We start from the raw sequence: 16,740 nt of genomic DNA on the forward strand, positions 1-16,740 counted from the left end.
CCATCGGTATGACGGACGTCGAAGCCTCCGGGCCGGTGAGCGGCCGGTTTCGCCGCCTCCGCCGGGTGGTCGTCCTGGGCATCGCCGTGCTGACCCTCGTCAGCCTTCCGTGGCTGTGGACGACCTTCGCCGCGCGCGGCCACGTGCACGACGAGGCGGATGCGCCGTCCGCCGACGTGGTGATCGTCCTCGGCACCGCGGTGTCGGCCGATCGGCAGCGGCCAGGTGATCGGCTCGCCGGTCGCCTGGAGACCGCCGCCGCACTGGTGACCAGCGGACGGGCAACTGTCGTCCTCGTCTCGGGCGACGGCGGCGGCACATCAGGTGACGAGCCGGCCGTGATGACGTCGTACCTCACCGAGCGAGGTGTCGACCCGCGACGCGTCGTGGCCGACCCCTTCGGTCTGGACACCTACGACAGTTGCGCCCGCGCGCGTGAGGTGTACGGCGTCGAGCGGGCCCTGATCGTGACCCAGTCCTACCACCTGTCCCGGGCGGTGACGCTGTGTCGACATCTCGGCCTCGATGTCGACGGGGTGGTCGCCCGGTGCGACGGTTGCGGCCCTGCCCTGCTGGCCGAGAAGTCGGTCCGGGACTACTTCGCCAGTGGCAAGGCGGCGTGGGACGCGCTCCGGGGCCGCGCTCCGGCGGTCCGCTCGCCCGCTGACCCGGCGGTCCAGAACGCGCTGCGGAACTGACCCGAGCCGGGTGGCGGAGCCTCAGCTGGTGGCGAATGCGGCCAGTCGGCGGGCGTCGACCTCCGCGGCGAGCGCGGGTGCCCGCTCCAGCGCCTCCGGGTGACCGCAGCCGGCCAGCCAGTTGGCCAGCATCAGGTGGCCGCCCTCGGTGAGCACCGACTCCGGGTGGAACTGGACGCCCTCGATGGGCAGCGTGCGGTGCCGCATCGCCATCACCACGCCGGAGCCGGTCCAGCCGGTCACCTCCAGCTCGTCGGGGAGCGTCTCGGGGAGCACGGCGAGTGAGTGGTACCGGGTGGCGGTGAACGGGTCGGGCAGGCCGGCGAGGACACCCACCGAGTTGTGCCGGACCGCGGAGGTCTTGCCGTGCAGCAGCTCGGGGGCGCGGGTCACGGTCGCCCCGAACGCCTCGCCGATCGCCTGGTGGCCGAGGCAGACGCCGAAGATCGGCAGCTCGCCCGCGTACTCCCGGATGACGTCCAGGCAGATGCCGGCGCGGTCGGGGCTGCCCGGCCCGGGTGAGAGCAGGATGCCGTCCGCGCCGACCCTGCCCACCTCCGCGACGTCGATCTCGTCGTTGCGGCGGACCTCGCAGTCCACGCCGAGCTGGCCCAGGTATTGCACGAGGTTGAAGACGAACGAGTCGTAGTTGTCGATCACCAAAACCCGCATGGTCACCTGCTCGGGGAGGACGGCACGGGGTTGTTCTGGTCGGTGTCGTACGGCAGCTCGTGCTCGTCGCCGGCCGGCGTGTCACCGGTCACCGGGGCGTTGTCGCCCGACTCCGCGGGAACGCCGGACTCGACCTGCACGTCGTCGAAGGGCAGCAGGGGCTCGGCCCACGGGAAGGCGACATACCAGAGCAGGGCCACTGTGGCGGCCACCAGGAGCACCGAGCCGGTCAGCTTTCCGACCAGGCCGAAGGGCAGCTTGCGCCAGATGAACGCGTACATCGGATCAGCCTCCCAGCTCCGTCGGGCGGCCCGCTGACTTGGGTTGGGTGCGGTCCAGTTCGGCGTGGATGATCAGGCGCTGGTAGTTGTCGAACTTCGGGTTGCACGTGGTCAGGGTGAGCATCCGCTTGGTCGGCTTCTTGTCCGGATCGCCGGGCACCGGTGCCACCACCTCCACCTGTGTCGGTCGGACGATCCGCGACTGCGACACCCGGTAGACGTACCAGTCGGTCTTGCTCTCGACGACGATCGCGTCGCCGTCATCGAGCTCGTCCAGTCGCCAGAAGGTGGCCCGGTTGCGGTGGCCGGCGACGGAGAAGTTGCCCACCTGGCCGGGCAGCGCACTGGCCGGGTAGTGGCCCGGGGCGTAGCGGATGTCCTGTTGGGTGACGCCCTCGACGACGACCCAGTTCTTGTCGAGCTTGGGGATGTAGAGGCCCGCGAGCGGCTTGCCGCGTACCGGTGGCGACGGTTTGACGCTCGGGCCGACCGATGGAGCCACTGTCGGGTCGTCGGTCGGGCCCCACTCCTGCGCGAGTTGGCTGTTGAGGTCGTCCTGGTGGGCGTCGACGATGGCCGACTTGCCCCAGACCTCGTAGCCGGCGAAGAGCAGCACGACGAGGCCGAAGGTGATCAGGACCTCGCCGGTGACGCGGATGCCGGTGCGGATCCGGGAGCCGAGCGACGGCCGGGTCAGCTCGGAGTAGACGCTCTTGTAGCCCTCCCCGGTCTGGTGTGGCCGGAGTTGGATGACCCGTTCGCCGCGCCGGGGTCGAGGAGGCTCGGCGGGGTTGTCGCCGCCACCGGTCTGATCGTCGGGGATCGAGGCGCGGGGCACGGCACCCATCAGCGCCGTCGAGTCCATGGCTGGCGGCCGGGTTGCGGGGGTGGCGGGCACGGCCGGGATCAACGCCGTGGCGCCCGGGTCGACGGCGCGATCGGGCGCCGCCGGCGGGACTCGACCCGGCCCGGCCGGAGTGACCCGACCGGGCGCGGCCGGAGGGACACGGCCAGGGCCGGTCGGGAAGAAGTTGTCCTGCCCGGCTGCCGACACGCGGTCGGGGGCGGCCGGTGAGATCGGCGCGGCCGGGGAGCCGGTGGGGCGTGCGGGCCTGGCGGGGACCTGGGGTATCAACGCGGTCGGCGAGTCGGCAACCGGCGGGGTCGAGGGGCCGGACGGGGCAGGCCGGCCCGGCGTGCCCGAGGTCGGGTGGGTCGGCATCCCGCCGGCAGCGCCCGGGTTGGTCGGGACCGCACCCGGCCGGTCGCCGGTCGCCGGTGGCGGAGTCGAGGCGGCTCCGGCCGGTCGCGTGGACGAGGCACTGGGCCAGGAAGGTCGGGTCGGGACGTTGCCGGGGGCAGCGGGTCGAACGGGGCCCTGGTTGGTCGGGGTCGGCGGTGGGCCGGGGGCGCCGAAGGGGGCAGGCCGGCTCCACCGTGCGGGCTCGGCCTGTGCGCCGTGTTGCCCGGCCAGGGCGGAGGCGCTTCGACACCTGGGCGACCCGGGGCCGGGTCGGGTCGGCTGGCGCCCGGTCGTCCCGGATGGTCGACACGTCCGGGATTCTCGGTGCGGCCAGGCGGGGGCACAGCAGGCCGGTCGTCCCGAGGAGGCTCAGCGGCGCGCAGCGGCTCCGGGGTGCGGGGAGGCTCTGGAGTGCGGGGAGGCTCGGTGACGCGGGGAGGTTCGGTGACGCGGGGAGCCTCGGGGTTGGTCAGCGGGCGCGGCGCAAGGGGTCTGCTCGGCAGCACCGGCTCGGGCCAGTTGCCGGCCGGGGTCGGCCGGGGTGCCGGCTCGGGACGGTCGACCTTGGGAAGGAAATCGGTCGGCTCGTCGGTCTGATTCCGGTGTCGCCCGTCGCGACGCTCGTCCGGCCCACTCATTTGGGCACCGTAGCCGAACGCAGGGCGGTTGAGTCCTCAAATGCCGGGACCCGCACCGTGGAGGGCGTTTCCTTGTAACCGAGCTGGTAGTCGTCGACCGCGTCCTTGAACAACCGGACTCCCTCAGAGCTGGCGAGGGCCTGCTGGAGGGCAGCGGGATCGCCGATCGCCACGATCTTGAACGGTGGGGAGTACACCCGGCCATGGAGCAGCAGGGTGTTACCGACGCAGCGTACCGCGCTGGTCGTGAGCACGCGGACATTCATGATTGACATGGCCTCCGCTCCGCCGGCCCAGAGCGCGTTGACCACCGCCTGTACGTCAGACTGGTGCACCACCAGGTCGTCGTTGCTGGCGTCCGACTGGGTCTGGTCGAGCTGCGGCGCGTCGTTCAGCTCCACTGTCACCCCGGGGCCGGCGAGGGCGGTGAACCCGGCGGCCTGGAGGCTGCCCTGGGCGCGATTCTGCTGACTCTTGATCGGGGTGTCCGAGCCGGCGAGCGTGTTGGTGCGTTGCTCGACCTCGCCGCGCAGCGTGGCGGCCCGTCGCTCGCTCGCCGCCACCTGCTCGCGGCGGTCCTCGATGAGCTGGTTGAGCTGGGGTCGCCGGTCCTCGCGCAGGGCGGTGCCGTCGGCTGTGGTCGCGGAAGTGGTGAAGAGCAGCCCCGCCGCGGCGGCGATCAGGGGCACCCCGATCGACCAGCCCGGACGCCGTTGACGCGGCCGCCGGGGCAGCAGCCCGGCGGCGGCCCGGCGCAGGACCTTCTGCCAGGAGGTTGCGCCGGATGTGTACTCCACCGAGCGTTCCTTCCGCGTATCAGGGATCGGTCCGCTCCGGCCGGGCCGGTGATGCGAACAGTCCCGCCTCTTTCGGTCACTCCGTGCACCGGCCTGACCCCATTCGTGGTCCGGGCGGGCAATCGGGACTACGCTAGCTCTCGAACATTATTGGCCATGGACCGTCGCCCCGGCGCCCGGTTGTCAGGCCGGACGAGGTCGTCACCCCTCTGGAGAGCGCCGTGCCCAAGTCTCAGGTCCGTAAGAAGAAGGTGTACACCCCGCCGACGGACGTCCGTCCGACGACGACGGCGTCGTCGCGCAAGCCTAGCCCGGTGTGGTTGCCGGTCACCGCGGTCGCCTTGATCGTCGCCGGGATCGGCTGGCTGGTCGTCTACTACCTGTCTGAGCAGGAGTACCCGGTCATGGCGTGGGGTTACTGGAACCTCGCGGTCGGCTTCGGCGCGATGGTCGCCTCGCTGGCGCTGCTCTCCCGCTGGCGCTGAGCCGGCTCGGCGTCGCCGCACCGGCGCGTTCGCATCACCTCATCGAGCCCCTGCCCGGCAGGATCGGGTGGGGCACCCTATGGTGTCCGCAGGCAGCGTGGCCTACTGCGAGATGACTCACGTTACTGCTGGGTAACCTTCGCGTAGGCTGCACTGCATGACCGAGCGCAGCGAGGTCATCAGGCAGCAGACCGGGGAGGCCAACTCGATGGGCAGCGTCCAGATCGTCACCACGATCCTCGCGGCCGCCATCACCGCTGTGGCGGTGTGGCTTGCGGTGCGTGCGGTCCTGAAGATGACGGCAGTCATCCGGCTCGGGCAGCCCGCGCCGGAGCGGTTCACGGACAAGGGCGCCCGCACGAAGACGATGCTGGTGGAGACCGCCGGCCACACGCGGATGCTCAAGTGGGGCGTGGTGGGTGCCGCCCACTGGTTCGTGATGGTCGGCTTCATCGTGCTGTCGCTGCTGGTGCTCGAGGCGTACTTCGAGGTGGTCACCCCGACCGGCGGGCTGCCGATCATCGGGCACTGGACGATCTTCGGCCTGGCCACCGAGGTCATCACCGTGCTGGGCCTGGTCGGCATCCTGGTGCTGATGGCGATCCGGCTGCGCAACCGGCCGAACCGGCCGGGCGGTCGCTCCCGGTTCACCGGCTCGACCATGTGGCAGGGCTACTTCGTCGAGTGGATCGTGCTGCTGGTCCTGATCTTCGGCTTGCTGATCCGCGGTTTCAAGGTCGCCACCGACCACTTCGAGTACCCGTTCTGGGCCACTCCGGTCAGCCACGCCGTCGGCGCGGTGCTGCCCGACTGGCAGGACGGTACGAGCGTCGCCGCTGTCATCAAGATCATTATCTCGATGACCTGGCTGATCGTCATCTCGCTGAACGTCACCATGGGTGTCGCCTGGCACCGTTTCCTGGCGTTCCCCAACATCTTCTTCAAGCGCGAGCCGACCCGGCCGGCCGGCTCCGGCCTCGGGGCGCTGCGCCCGATGACGAGCCAGGGCAAGCCGCTCGACTTCGAGGAGGCCGACCCCGAGAAGGACCAGTTCGGCGTCGCCCACGTCGAGCAGTTCAGCTGGAAGGGTCTGCTGGACTTCAGCACCTGCACCGAGTGCGGTCGCTGCCAGTCGCAGTGCCCGGCCTGGAACACCGGCAAGCCCCTGTCGCCCAAGCTGCTCGTGCTGAGCCTGCGCGACCACGCCTACGCCAAGGCGCCCTACCTGCTGGCCGGTGGCGGCAAGGACCTGACCGGCGAGGAGAAGGCCACCCAGGCGCAGCTCGCGCACCTGGACGTGCTGGCCCTGGCCGAGGCCGACAAGCCGTTGATCGGCACCGCCGAGGAGGGCGGTGTCATCGATCCGGACGTCCTCTGGTCCTGCACCACCTGCGGCGCCTGCGTCGAGCAGTGCCCGGTGGACATCGAGCACGTCGACCACATCGTCGACATGCGCCGCTATCAGGTGCTGATCGAGTCGAGCTTCCCCTCCGAGGCCGGCGTGATGCTGCGCAACCTGGAGAACAAGGGCAACCCGTGGGGCGCCCCGCAGAACACCCGCGAGGACTGGACCAAGGGCCTGGACTTCGAGGTGCCCCGGGTCGGCGAGGTGGACGACTTCGAGTACCTGTTCTGGGTCGGCTGCGCCGGCGCGTTCGAGGACCGGGCCAAGAAGACCACCCGGGCCGTGGCCACCCTGCTCAACGAGGCGGGGGTGAAGTTCGCGATCCTGGGCGAGGGCGAGACCTGCTCCGGTGACCCGGCGCGGCGGATCGGCAACGAGTTCGTCTTCCAGATGCTCGCCCAGCAGAACGTCGAGACGCTGAACGAGGCGTTCGAGGGTCGGGAGAAGGCCAAGCGCAAGATCGTGGCGACCTGCCCGCACTGCTTCAACACCCTGGGCAACGAGTACGGCCAGCTCGGCGGCGAGTTCGAGGTGGTCCACCACACCCAGTTGCTGGCCCACCTGGTGTCCACCGGCAAGCTCACCCCGGTGCAGCCGGTCGACGGTGGGGTCACCTACCACGACCCCTGCTACCTGGGCCGGCACAACCGGATCTTCGCGGCACCCCGCGAGGTGCTCGGGGACGCCATCGAGGGCGACCTCACCGAGATGCCGCGCAACAGCGAGCGTTCCTTCTGCTGCGGCGCCGGCGGTGCCCGGATGTGGATGGAAGAGAAGATCGGCAAGCGGATCAACGTGGACCGGGTCGAGGAGGCCATGGCCACCGGCGCGAAGACGGTCGCCGTCGGCTGCCCGTTCTGCTCGACGATGCTCAACGACGGCGTCAACGGCAAGGGCGCCGGCGAGCAGGTCGAGGTGATCGACGTGGCGAGCGTGCTGCTCCGCTCGGTCAAGCCGGAGCAGCCGCAGGGCGGCAAGGAGACGGCGCCGGTCGGCTGAGGCGCGTACGTCTGGGATCTGAACATCGACGGCGGCGGCCCCCGAGGGGCCGCCGTTGTCGTGCAAGAATCTCGCCGAGGTGAGGCGACATCGACGGCCTACTCTTGACGACGCTGCTGCCCCTGGTCGGGTTCGTTGCCCTGACCGCGGGCAACGCGTTCTTCGTCGCGGCCGAGTTCGCCCTGGTCACTGTCGACCGCGCGGAGATCGACCGGCGGGCCGCCGCGGGCGACCAGGCCGCCCTGACGGTACGCGCTGCGCTGCGTGAACTCTCCTTCCAGCTCTCCGGCGCACAGCTCGGCATCACCATCACCGCGCTGCTCACCGGCTACCTGGCCGAACCGGCCCTGGCCCGGCTCTTCACCCCGCTGCTGCGCCCGCTGGTCGGGGAGAACACCGGGCGCTACACCCCGTTCCTCGCGTTGGCCCTGGCGACGCTGATCTCCATGCTCTTCGGTGAGTTGGTGCCGAAGAACGCGGCGCTGGCCCGACCCATGCCGGCGGCGCTGGCCACGGCCGGGCCGATGCACACCTTCTCCCGGACGTTCGGCTGGCTGATCCGGGGGCTGAACGGCTCGGCGAACCGACTGGTCCGGGCGCTCGGTGTCGAGCCGCAGGAGGAGCTGGCCAGCGCCCGCTCACCGGAGGAGCTGGGCCTGCTGGCGGCCATCTCGGCCCGGGCCGGCGCGTTGCCGACGGACACCGCCATGCTGCTGCGCCGCACGATCCGGTTCGGCGACAAGCGGGCCGCCGAGGCGATGACCCCCCGGGTGGACGTGGTCGCGCTGCGCGTCACGGCCACCGTGGCCGAGCTGCTTGAGGAGTCCCGGCGGACCGGACGGACCCGCTTCCCGGTGTACGAGGAGACGCTGGACCTGGTGACCGGCGTGGCCGGGGTGCCCGACGCGCTGGGCGTGCCGCTGGCCGAGCGTGCGTCGACCATGGTCGGGTCGGTGGCCCGTGAGCCGGTGTACGTGCCGGAGAGCCTCGACCTGGACGGCGTCCTGGCCGCGTTGAAGGCGGCCGGCGCCGATCTGGCCATCGTGGTCGACGAGTACGGCGGGACGGACGGCGTGGTGACGATCGAGGACCTCGTCGAGGAGTTGGTCGGGGAGATCGCCGACGAGTTCGACCCGGCCAGCGTGGACGACGCTGACGCGGGCGAGCTGACCGTGCCCGGCGGTGAGCGCACCGTGCTGGTCGACGGGGTGCTCCGCTCCGACGAGGTGGCCGAGCAGACCGGCTTCCGGCTGCCCGAGGGCCCGTACGAGACGTTGGCCGGGTTCCTGATGGCTCGGCTCGGGCACATTCCGCTGGCCGGCGAGACGGTCGAGGCGGACGGCTGGGAGTTCACAGTGGTGGAGGTCGAGCGGCACCGGATCGAGCAGGTCCGGGTGTTGCGCCCGGCGGAGCCGGACGACGATGACTGAGCTGTTGGTGACAGTGCTGCTGCTGCTCGGCAACGGGTTCTTCGTGGGCAGTGAGTTCGCGCTCATCGCGTCCCGCCGGACGGTGATCGAGCCGCTGGCCGCCGGATCGAAGCGGGCCCGCTGGGCGTTGTCGGCGATGAACCAGATCCCGCTGATGATCGCGGGCGCGCAGCTCGGGATCACTGTCTGCTCGCTGGGTCTGGGTGCGATCGCCGAGCCGGCGCTGGCTCACCTGCTGGAGCCTCCGTTCCACGCGGCCGGCCTGCCCGAGCGGGCGGTGCATCCGGTGGCGTTCGTGCTGGCACTGGGCGTGGTGGTCTTCCTGCACACCGTCGTCGGCGAGATGGTGCCGAAGAACATCACGCTGGCCGGTCCGGAGGTCTCGGCACTGTGGCTCGGCCCGGCGATGCTGGCGTTCTGTGTGGCCACCAAGCCGCTGCTGCTCGCGATGAAGTGGGCGGCCCGCCGCGTCCTCGCGTTCTGGCGCATCGAGGCGTCCGAGGCGGTGAAGACGGTGTTCACCGCCGAGGAACTGGCCGGGCTCGTCTCCCAGGCGCGTACGGAGGGTCTGCTCGACGAGGAGCAGCACGCCCGGATCACCGGGGCCCTGGCCCTGCACAGCCGCACGGCGGCGGACGCGCTACAGCCGTGGTCGACGGTGGTGACGGTGGCCGAGGACGTCTCACCGGCGTCGCTGGAGGTGTTGGCGACCCGGACCGGCCGGTCCCGGTTCCCGGTGGTGCAGCGGTCGACCCGTCGGGTGCTCGGCTTCGTGCACGTCAAGGACGTGCTCGGTTACGCCGGGCAGGGTCGCCGGTCGCCGGTGCCCGCCCGGGTCTACCGACCGCTGGCGGTGGTGCCGCCGGAGCGTACGCTGGCCGATCTGCTGCTGGCCATGCGCCGCGAGCGGCGGCACATGGTGCTGGTCAGCGACGGCCGGCGCCCTCTCGGTGTGGTCACACTCGACGATGTATTGACCGCAATCGTTGGCTAATCGGCGAATACCCTTGGTGTGCAAGCGGTTGCACGACAGTGATGGTTACTGCGCTCACCTTGATAACCGCTCCGAGCTTCCCTAATGTGAGGCACCGACCGCTGTGGGTCGTCTGCCTCGGCCCTTCCCTCACGCGAGGCGCCCGGCGGTCGGTTGCAAAGGAGTCGATGCCGGTGGCAACCATGCCCCCTCATCGTCACGGCCTGAACACGTCTGCTCGGCCAGGTGGCCTGCGCCGCGGCGTCCACCGTCTGCTCGTCCTGGTCGCCGCCGCCGCAGTCGGCGCCGGTCTGCTCGCCGCACCGGCTCACGCCGATCCGACGGTCGACGAGATCGAGGCGCAGATCGACAAGAAGTGGGAGCAGCTGGAGCCCACCATCGAGCAGTACAACAAGGTCCGGGCGCAGCTGAAGGTCAATCGACAGAAGTCGGCGGACCTGCAGAAGAAGATCGCGCCGCTGGCGCTCCAGAGCGAGCTGGCGCTCAACCGGGTCGGCGACCTCGCCTCCCGCTACTACATCTCCGGACCGTCGCACGACATCGGCTCGCTGCTGGTCAGCGTCAAGCCGGACACGCTCGCCGAGCAGCTCACCGTGCTCGATCGGCTGGCCGCGCAGGAACGCAAGGAGGTCGAGGGCGTGCTGGCCGTGCGGGCCAAGTACGACGGCGAGAAGCAGAAGCTGGACGAGCTGATCGTCACCCAGACCAAGCAGCAGAACGACCTGGCGGCCAAGAAGAAGCAGATCGACGCCGAGATCAAGCAGCTCGAGGCGTCGATGCCCAAGACCACGGTAAAGACCGCGGCCTGCCCGACCATCAACGGAGTGGTCAGCGAGGCCGCCCGCACCGCGATCAAGACGGCCTGCGGCAAGGTCGGCAAGCCGTACGTCTGGGGTGCCACCGGCCCGAACTCGTTCGACTGCTCGGGGCTGACCCAGTTCGCCTACAAGGCGGCAGGGATCTACCTGACCCACCACACCGGTGACCAGTGGAACGAGGGCAAGGCGGTTGCGCGAGCCGAGGCTCGCCCCGGTGACCTGGTCTTCTTCTTCTCCGGGCTGAGTCACGTCGGGCTCTATCTGGGTAACAACCAGATGGTGCACGCGCCACGTGCCGGCAAACCGGTGCAGGTGTCCAGCATCAACACCATGCCGGTCGCCGGGTTCCGCAGACCTGGCTGATCCAGATCACGCACACTGACGGCCCCCGGTCACCGACCGGGGGCCGTCGTGGTTCGTCAGCGCGGCGCGCCCACCGGGGAGGGCAACAACTGCACGTCAGCGAGATCGACGTACATGATGCGGTGGCCGAACTGGATCTGCGCGTAGCGGTTCTTGCCGCGGATCACCGTCCAGTCGCCCGGCGACGAGCCGTCGAACGTGCTGGCCCGGTAGTACTCGCCGGCCAGCACCGCGCCGACTGCGTACCGCTGTCCGGCGGCCAGGGTGTACTGCAACGGCGAGATCGTCTGGTAGGGCACCCCGTCCGGGTACGCCGCCTCCTCCGGGTACGCCCGTCCGTAGACGGGGATGGTCGTCCGACCGGGCTTCGGCGTGGCCACGACGCCGACGGTCCAACTGGCGGTCGGCGCGGACGCCGGGTTGTGGAACCAGGCCCGCTGCCCGAGGTACCAGATGGCGGTCCAGTCGCCCTGCCGTCCGGCGAGCGCGTACGTCTGCCCGGCGGATGCCCGGGCCCCGTGGTCCGACACGGCCATCGTGTTCGGGGTGCCGTCCGGTCGGAGCGCGATGTCGTTGACCAGCGGCGCGTCCGCGGACGGTGCGCTCCGCAGCACCACCGACGAGGAGCCGCGCGGCGCGCACGGGACGCCCACGGTGACGCAACCGGTGAACGCCGGCTGGTTGGTGGCGTAGTCCGGGTCGATCCGGACCAGCCCGGTGGCCGGGGTGCCGGTGTCCAGCCGAGGCGCGTGCAGCAGGTCGAAGTAGTGCGTCCAGTCCCAGTACGGGCCCGGATCCCAGTGCATCCCCCGCACGGTCGACGCGACGGTGCCGGGCACGTTGTCGTGGCCGATGATGTGCTGGCGGTCCAGCGGGATGCCCAACCGCAGTGCCAGGTGCCGCACCAGTTTCGCCGAGGTCCGGTACATCGCCTCCGTGTACCAGGTGCCCTGCGCGGCGAAGCCCTCGTGTTCGAGACCGATCGACTTGGCGTTGACGTACCAGTTGCCCGCGTGCCAGCCGACGTCCTTGCTCTTCACGTGCTGGGCGATGTGCCCGTCGACCGAGCGCAGCGAGTAGTGCCAGCTCACGTACGTCGGGTCCTGGACGAGTTTCAGGGTCGTCGCCCAGCTCGCCTCGGTGTCGTGGATGACGATGTACTCGATCTTCTGCCGGGCGGGCCGGTCGGAGAGGTCGTGGTTGCCGTAGTCACCGTCGCCGAACGCCTCGTAGGGCGCCGGGATCCACTCGCAGGAGATGGTGCGCGGGCACTCCAGCCCGTCCGGGCGGGCCAACCGGCGCAGGCCCAGCCGATCCAACCAGGAGCGCTCGGGTTGTACCGCGCGCGCCGGCAGGGTGATCCGCTGGCCGTCGTCGGTCAGCCGGGACTCGCCCGCGGCGATGGTGGTGAAGACCTCGTCGGCGAAGGCCGCGGCGGCGTCGGCGCTGTCCGCACCGGCGTAGCGGGCCACCGCGCCGTACCAGGCCGCCGGGTCGGTGTCCGCGCCGACCGGCGCACCCAACTCCCGCTGGTACGCGCTGAGCAACGCGGCCCCACCCCGGATGTTGACCGCTGCATCGGTGCGCAGCGCCTCGGGGGTGGCACCGGTCAGTGCGGCCGCCGCGTCCACGGTCTGCAACGCGGCGGCGGTCGGTGCGGGGGCCTCGACGGGTCGGGGCGCGGGCACCCGGGAGGGCCGGGAGTCGTCACCGCGTGGGTCCTCGGCGCCGGCGTCGTGGTGGCCGCGCCCGGGCAAAGCGGTCACGTGGCGGGCGTCGGTCAGGTGCATCGGGCCGTAGCCGCCGCTCGTGCTCGGTGTGCCGGCGTTGCTGTCCCAGCGGGACTCCAGATAGGAGACGCCGAGCAGCACGCCCGTCGGCACGCCGTACTCGGTCGCCGCGGCGGCGTACTGCTGCTGGCGATCGGCGGTGGGTGCGGCGGTGGCGGCCGTGGAGAGTGGCACCGCGCTCGCGGCGGCGACGACGGTCGTGGTGAGCAGCGCGCGCCAGCCGGCCGACACTGTTGGATGGTGCATCGAACCCCCTAGATTCTCGCGGGTAGAGGTCAGGTCACCATCGCGCCGCTGGAGAGTCTGCGTCAATACCTTTCCATCTATCTACTTGTTGAGAAAGAATTCTTCACACACGGTCGGTGACCCCCACCCAATCGGTACGGAGTGTCACGGCCGTACGGGTTGCGGATCGGTAACGGGCGTCTCTACTCTGGTCATTTGTCGGCCCGACAGCAGCTCCGCCCATCCCGGGCGGTAACGGACCGACACCGCCGAGTCGTTTCCGAGCGAACCGGGGACCCACGTCCCTCGGGGTGAATCCGCAGCCACTGCGGTAGGGCGCCGACTTCCCGCCCGAACCCGTCAGCTAACCCGGTAGGCGGTCAGGAAGAAGGAGTACGGAACCCCGGTGGCACTCCATGCCCCGCGGCCGTCGTCCGAGCGGTCGGCATTCGCCGTCCCGACGTCGATCGTGCCGCGCCCACGCTGGTCCCGCTTCACCACCGCTCTCGCCGCACTGGTCGGCGTCGCCGTCGTCCTGACGGGCAGCGCCACGGCCGCCCACGCCGACCCGTCCGTCGCCGAGATCGAGCGCCAGATCGACGCCGACTGGAACACACTCGAACCGATCATCGAACGGCACAACGCCACCCGGGCCGACCTTGCCGTCAAGCGCAAGCAGGCGGACGCGTTGGCCGCCCGCATCGCCCCGCTCGAGCGGCAGGTCGACGCCGCGATGGACAAGGTCAGCGCGCTGGCTGTACGCGCGTACAAGGGCGAGACCGTCTCGACCGTCAACGCGATGCTCGGCAGCCGGTCACCCAGCGAGGTGGTCAGCCAGCTCGAAATGCTCGACCGGTTCGCGCACAACCAGCAGCAGGACGTACGCGAGGTCGCCGACCTGCGCGACGAGCTGGCCGCGCAGAAGGCGCCGCTGGACGAGATGGTGGCCCAGCTGGCCCGCACCGAGGCCCAGTTGGCGGCCAAGAAGAAGCAGATCAACGAGGAGATCGACCGGCTGCAGAAGCTGCGCCTCAAGGTGTACGGCAACGGGGGCGGCGGTCCGCTGCGTCCGGCGCCCTGCCCCGGCAGCTATCCCGGCGGCGCTGCGGGCACGGCGGTCAAGTTCGCCTGCGCGCAGATCGGCAAGCCCTACGTGTGGGGTGCCGAGGGCCCGAACTCGTACGACTGCTCCGGGCTGATGCTGGCCGCATGGGCGAAGGCCGGGGTGTCGTTGCCGCACAACGCCGCCCAGCAGAGCCGCGTCACCAAGGACGTCAGCAAGGCCGACCTGCGGCCCGGCGACCTGGTCTTCTACTACAGCGACATCCACCACGTCGGCATGTACGTCGGCAACGGCTGGGTGGTGCACGCCTCGCAGGCCGGCCAACCGGTCAAGATGAAGAAGGTCGACGACGGCCCGATCCACAGCTACGGCCGCCCAGGCTGATCCTGGCTGACCAGGAGGGCCCGTCGCGATCAGTCGCGGCGGGCCCTCGTCGTCTGACCGTGGTGTCTCAGCCCGTCAGCGGGTGGGCCAGGTGCGCCAGTGCTGCCAGGCGCGGCTGGGCGTCGGACCCCGCTGGCCCTGGTAGCGCGAGCCGTAGACCGCCGAGCCGTACGGGTGCTCGGCCGGCGAGGAGAGCCGGAAGATGCAGAGCTGCCCGATCTTCATGCCCGGCCAGAGGGTGATCGGCAGGTTCGCCACGTTGGAGAGCTCCAGCGTCACGTGACCGGAGAACCCCGGGTCGATGAAGCCGGCGGTGGAGTGCGTGAGCAGCCCGAGCCGGCCCAGGGAGCTCTTGCCCTCCAGTCGGCCGGCGAGCTGGTCGCCCAGCGAGATGACCTCCAGCGTCGAGGCCAGCACGAACTCGCCCGGGTGCAGCACGAACGGCTCCCCGTCGGGCACCTCGACCGAAGAGGTCAGGTCGTCCTGCTGCATCGCCGGATCGATGTGCGTGTAGAGGTGGTTGTTGAAGACCCGGAACAGCCGGTCGAGTCGGACGTCGATGCTGGAGGGTTGGACCAGGGTGGGCTCGAACGGCTCCAGGCCCAGCGTGCCGGCCTTGATCTCGGAGACCAGGTCGCGGTCGGAGAGCAGCATCGGACCACCATAGCTGCGTTGCCGAAAGTGCCAGGATTCGGTGCCGATGACCAGCGAGTCGAGGTCGCTGGTCGTACATTTGTTCGATAGAATGCCCGCATGGCTTCCTGGTCCGAATTCGCCGCCGACGAGCCCCGACTCGCCGACGGGATCCGCGTTCTCCTCCAGCAGTACGGGCCAGGCTTCGGCTACCTGGCCACGGTCCGCGCCGACGGCGGGCCCCGGGTCCATCCGGTCTCCCCGGTCATCACCGACGAGGGCTTGTTCTGCTTCATCGTCGACTCTCCGAAGCGCCGCGATCTCGAACGCGACGGCCGTTACGCGCTGCACTCGTTCCCGCCGGAGGAGAGCGACGACGAGGCATACGTGGCGGGTCGCGCCCGTCCGGTGACCGATCCGCTCCGGGTCGCACGGTTGGCGCAGGGCGCCCGGGCGGAGCCGCAGGTCGACTGGCGGTTGTTCGAGTTCACAGTCGACGTGGCGATGTTGGCCCGCCGGGAGCAGCACGGCCTCGGTGTCGCCGTCGGCGGGCCGGAGGTGCAGGTGTGGCTCGACCCACTGGCCCCGGCCGCACCTTCAGCCGTACCGCAGGCTCGCCCGGCCCGCCGCAGCCGCAACGTCCAGTGTTCGGCCGCCTGACCTGGTCCTGGGGAGAAAGCGACCGGTGCCGGCCCCGTCGTGACGGGGCCGGCACCGGTCGTTCGCAGGGAAGTTATGCCGCCCGGTACGCGTTCCACGCGGTCAGCATCCGGCTGGCCTGCCCGGCGGTGAACTGGTACATGCACGAGTCGTAGGTGTAGTCCATGAAGTTGGTGATCGGGTCCAGCCCGGTCGCCGAGCAGGTGTCGCGCCCGGTCGGGCACTGGTAGGCCGGCGACGCCTCGGCCGGGGTGTCGCTGACGCTGTCACCCGAGCCGCCGCACCCGCCCTGGAAGGTGTGGTAGAGGTTCAGCCAGTGGCCCACCTCGTGGGTGCCCGTGTCGCCCTGGTTGTAGTTGGTGGCGGTGCCGCCCGGCAGCGACTCGCTCAGCGCGACCACGCCGTCCATGCTGCTCAGTTTGCGCTGCGGGAAGGTCGCCCAGCCCAGCAGGTCGTTGCTCAGCTCACCGAGGTAGATGTTGAGGGTGTTCTTGCCGCCCACCCGCAACGAGGACTTCATCGACCGCTCCGCCGACGAGCCCTGCACGATCGGGTACCACGACGGGTTCGTCACCCGGTTGATCTTGTCGAGTCGGAAGGCGAACGCGGTGACCGCTCCGCCGGTCGCACCGGCGTAGGCCTGGTTGAGCACGGTGATCTGCGAGGTGATCAGCGAGTCGGGGATGTTGCCGCCGGCCCGGGTGCTGTTCTCCTGGATCACGTGCACCACCACCGGGATGGTGACAGTGGCCAGCGCCGTCGCGCCGGCGCCGGTACGGAAGTTGGCGCGCTCGCGCAACGCCGCCGCGAGGTCCGCGTCCCGCTCGCGGACCTGCTGCGCGGTCAACTCGTTCGGGTCGTGCTTGGCCGCCGCACCGGGCTTGAGCCGGGCGTTGGAGTGGCTGTCGGCTGGCTCCACGCAGGCACCGCCGGGCGCCGCGGAGAAGGCCGAAGCGGCCGGAACGACGCCCACCGCAGCCGTGCTGAGCAGCAGCGCGAGGGTCGTCGACGCGACACCGGCAGCACGCCGGGTCAGCAGGTTGGGACGGAGTCCCATGGGCCCACCTCTTTCTGGCGGCGCGGCAGGGGGTGTGTCACGCCGTGGCTGGCAACGTGTGGCAGACGTTACAACCCATCGACGCATTTGAGAACGGGCATATGT

The 16,740-nt window shown here is 70.5% G+C and carries 14 protein-coding genes, 1 pseudogene and 1 riboswitch; of the genes and pseudogenes, 8 read left to right on the forward strand and 7 right to left on the reverse strand.

Going from position 1 to position 16,740, the window contains the following annotated elements; all coding sequences use genetic code 11:
- Positions 1–8: 8 nt before the first annotated feature.
- Positions 9–698, forward strand: a complete 690-nt coding sequence (locus AC3CF1_RS19895) for a SanA/YdcF family protein (RefSeq protein ID WP_488451013.1) — start codon at positions 9–11, stop codon at positions 696–698.
- 21 nt (positions 699–719) lie between these two features.
- Here AC3CF1_RS19895 and AC3CF1_RS19900 read toward each other — a convergent pair whose 3' ends face one another.
- The 4 genes and pseudogenes from AC3CF1_RS19900 to AC3CF1_RS19915 all read right to left on the reverse strand — a co-directional run bounded on the left by AC3CF1_RS19900 (position 720) and on the right by AC3CF1_RS19915 (position 4,329).
- Positions 720–1,370, reverse strand: coding sequence for an aminodeoxychorismate/anthranilate synthase component II (locus AC3CF1_RS19900; protein WP_354982171.1), 651 nt, complete (start codon positions 1,368–1,370; stop codon positions 720–722).
- Between the two features lie 2 nt (positions 1,371–1,372).
- Positions 1,373–1,651 carry a hypothetical protein gene (locus AC3CF1_RS19905; protein ID WP_088950858.1) on the reverse strand — a complete coding sequence of 93 codons (279 nt, stop codon included), beginning with the start codon at positions 1,649–1,651 and terminating at the stop codon, positions 1,373–1,375.
- A 4-nt stretch (positions 1,652–1,655) separates the two neighbouring features.
- Positions 1,656–3,056 (reverse strand): annotated as a pseudogene (locus AC3CF1_RS19910) (class E sortase); the annotation flags it as partial.
- Positions 3,057–3,528: 472 nt separating this feature from the next.
- Positions 3,529–4,329 (reverse strand): DUF881 domain-containing protein, encoded by an 801-nt coding sequence (locus AC3CF1_RS19915; RefSeq protein WP_354982169.1) that lies wholly within the window; start codon positions 4,327–4,329, stop codon positions 3,529–3,531.
- 221 nt (positions 4,330–4,550) lie between these two features.
- On the opposite strand from AC3CF1_RS19915, the gene AC3CF1_RS19920 reads away from it, so the two are divergent.
- From AC3CF1_RS19920 to AC3CF1_RS19940, 5 genes are all read left to right on the forward strand, one after another.
- Positions 4,551–4,814, forward strand: coding sequence for a cell division protein CrgA (locus AC3CF1_RS19920; protein ID WP_088950861.1), 264 nt, complete (start codon positions 4,551–4,553; stop codon positions 4,812–4,814).
- A 208-nt stretch (positions 4,815–5,022) separates the two neighbouring features.
- Positions 5,023–7,218: a (Fe-S)-binding protein gene (locus AC3CF1_RS19925; protein WP_141912037.1), complete on the forward strand. Its 2,196-nt coding sequence runs from the start codon at positions 5,023–5,025 to the stop codon at positions 7,216–7,218.
- A gap of 104 nt (positions 7,219–7,322) precedes the next feature.
- Positions 7,323–8,648 (forward strand): hemolysin family protein, encoded by a 1,326-nt coding sequence (locus AC3CF1_RS19930; RefSeq protein WP_231927178.1) that lies wholly within the window; start codon positions 7,323–7,325, stop codon positions 8,646–8,648.
- Positions 8,641–9,642, forward strand: a complete 1,002-nt coding sequence (locus tag AC3CF1_RS19935) for a hemolysin family protein (RefSeq protein WP_088950863.1) — start codon at positions 8,641–8,643, stop codon at positions 9,640–9,642. Before AC3CF1_RS19930 ends, AC3CF1_RS19935 begins: the two co-directional genes overlap by 8 nt.
- A gap of 167 nt (positions 9,643–9,809) precedes the next feature.
- Positions 9,810–10,823: a C40 family peptidase gene (locus AC3CF1_RS19940; protein ID WP_354982168.1), complete on the forward strand. Its 1,014-nt coding sequence runs from the start codon at positions 9,810–9,812 to the stop codon at positions 10,821–10,823.
- A gap of 56 nt (positions 10,824–10,879) precedes the next feature.
- On the opposite strand, the gene AC3CF1_RS19945 is transcribed toward AC3CF1_RS19940, so the two are convergent.
- The gene (locus AC3CF1_RS19945) at positions 10,880–12,844 is read right to left on the reverse strand and encodes an N-acetylmuramoyl-L-alanine amidase (protein ID WP_488451014.1); all 1,965 of its coding nucleotides are present in this window, start codon (positions 12,842–12,844) and stop codon (positions 10,880–10,882) included.
- A 251-nt stretch (positions 12,845–13,095) separates the two neighbouring features.
- Positions 13,096–13,231: riboswitch (cyclic di-AMP (ydaO/yuaA leader) on the forward strand.
- A gap of 13 nt (positions 13,232–13,244) precedes the next feature.
- Here AC3CF1_RS19945 and AC3CF1_RS19950 point away from each other — a divergent pair.
- Entirely contained in the window at positions 13,245–14,285 is a 1,041-nt protein-coding gene (locus AC3CF1_RS19950; RefSeq protein WP_099849584.1) for a C40 family peptidase, read from the forward strand.
- Between the two features lie 75 nt (positions 14,286–14,360).
- Here AC3CF1_RS19950 and dcd read toward each other — a convergent pair whose 3' ends face one another.
- Positions 14,361–14,939: a dCTP deaminase gene (gene dcd, locus AC3CF1_RS19955; protein WP_099856866.1), complete on the reverse strand. Its 579-nt coding sequence runs from the start codon at positions 14,937–14,939 to the stop codon at positions 14,361–14,363.
- 99 nt (positions 14,940–15,038) lie between these two features.
- On the opposite strand from dcd, the gene AC3CF1_RS19960 reads away from it, so the two are divergent.
- Entirely contained in the window at positions 15,039–15,578 is a 540-nt protein-coding gene (locus tag AC3CF1_RS19960; protein WP_088950868.1) for a pyridoxamine 5'-phosphate oxidase family protein, read from the forward strand.
- A 73-nt stretch (positions 15,579–15,651) separates the two neighbouring features.
- On the opposite strand, the gene AC3CF1_RS19965 is transcribed toward AC3CF1_RS19960, so the two are convergent.
- On the reverse strand, positions 15,652–16,635 hold the full coding sequence (locus AC3CF1_RS19965; protein ID WP_488451015.1) for a zinc metalloprotease: 984 nt from the start codon (positions 16,633–16,635) through the stop codon (positions 15,652–15,654).
- Positions 16,636–16,740 lie beyond the last annotated feature (105 nt).

The sequence above is a fragment of the Micromonospora sp. MGP-C2 genome (genome assembly GCF_057766525.1).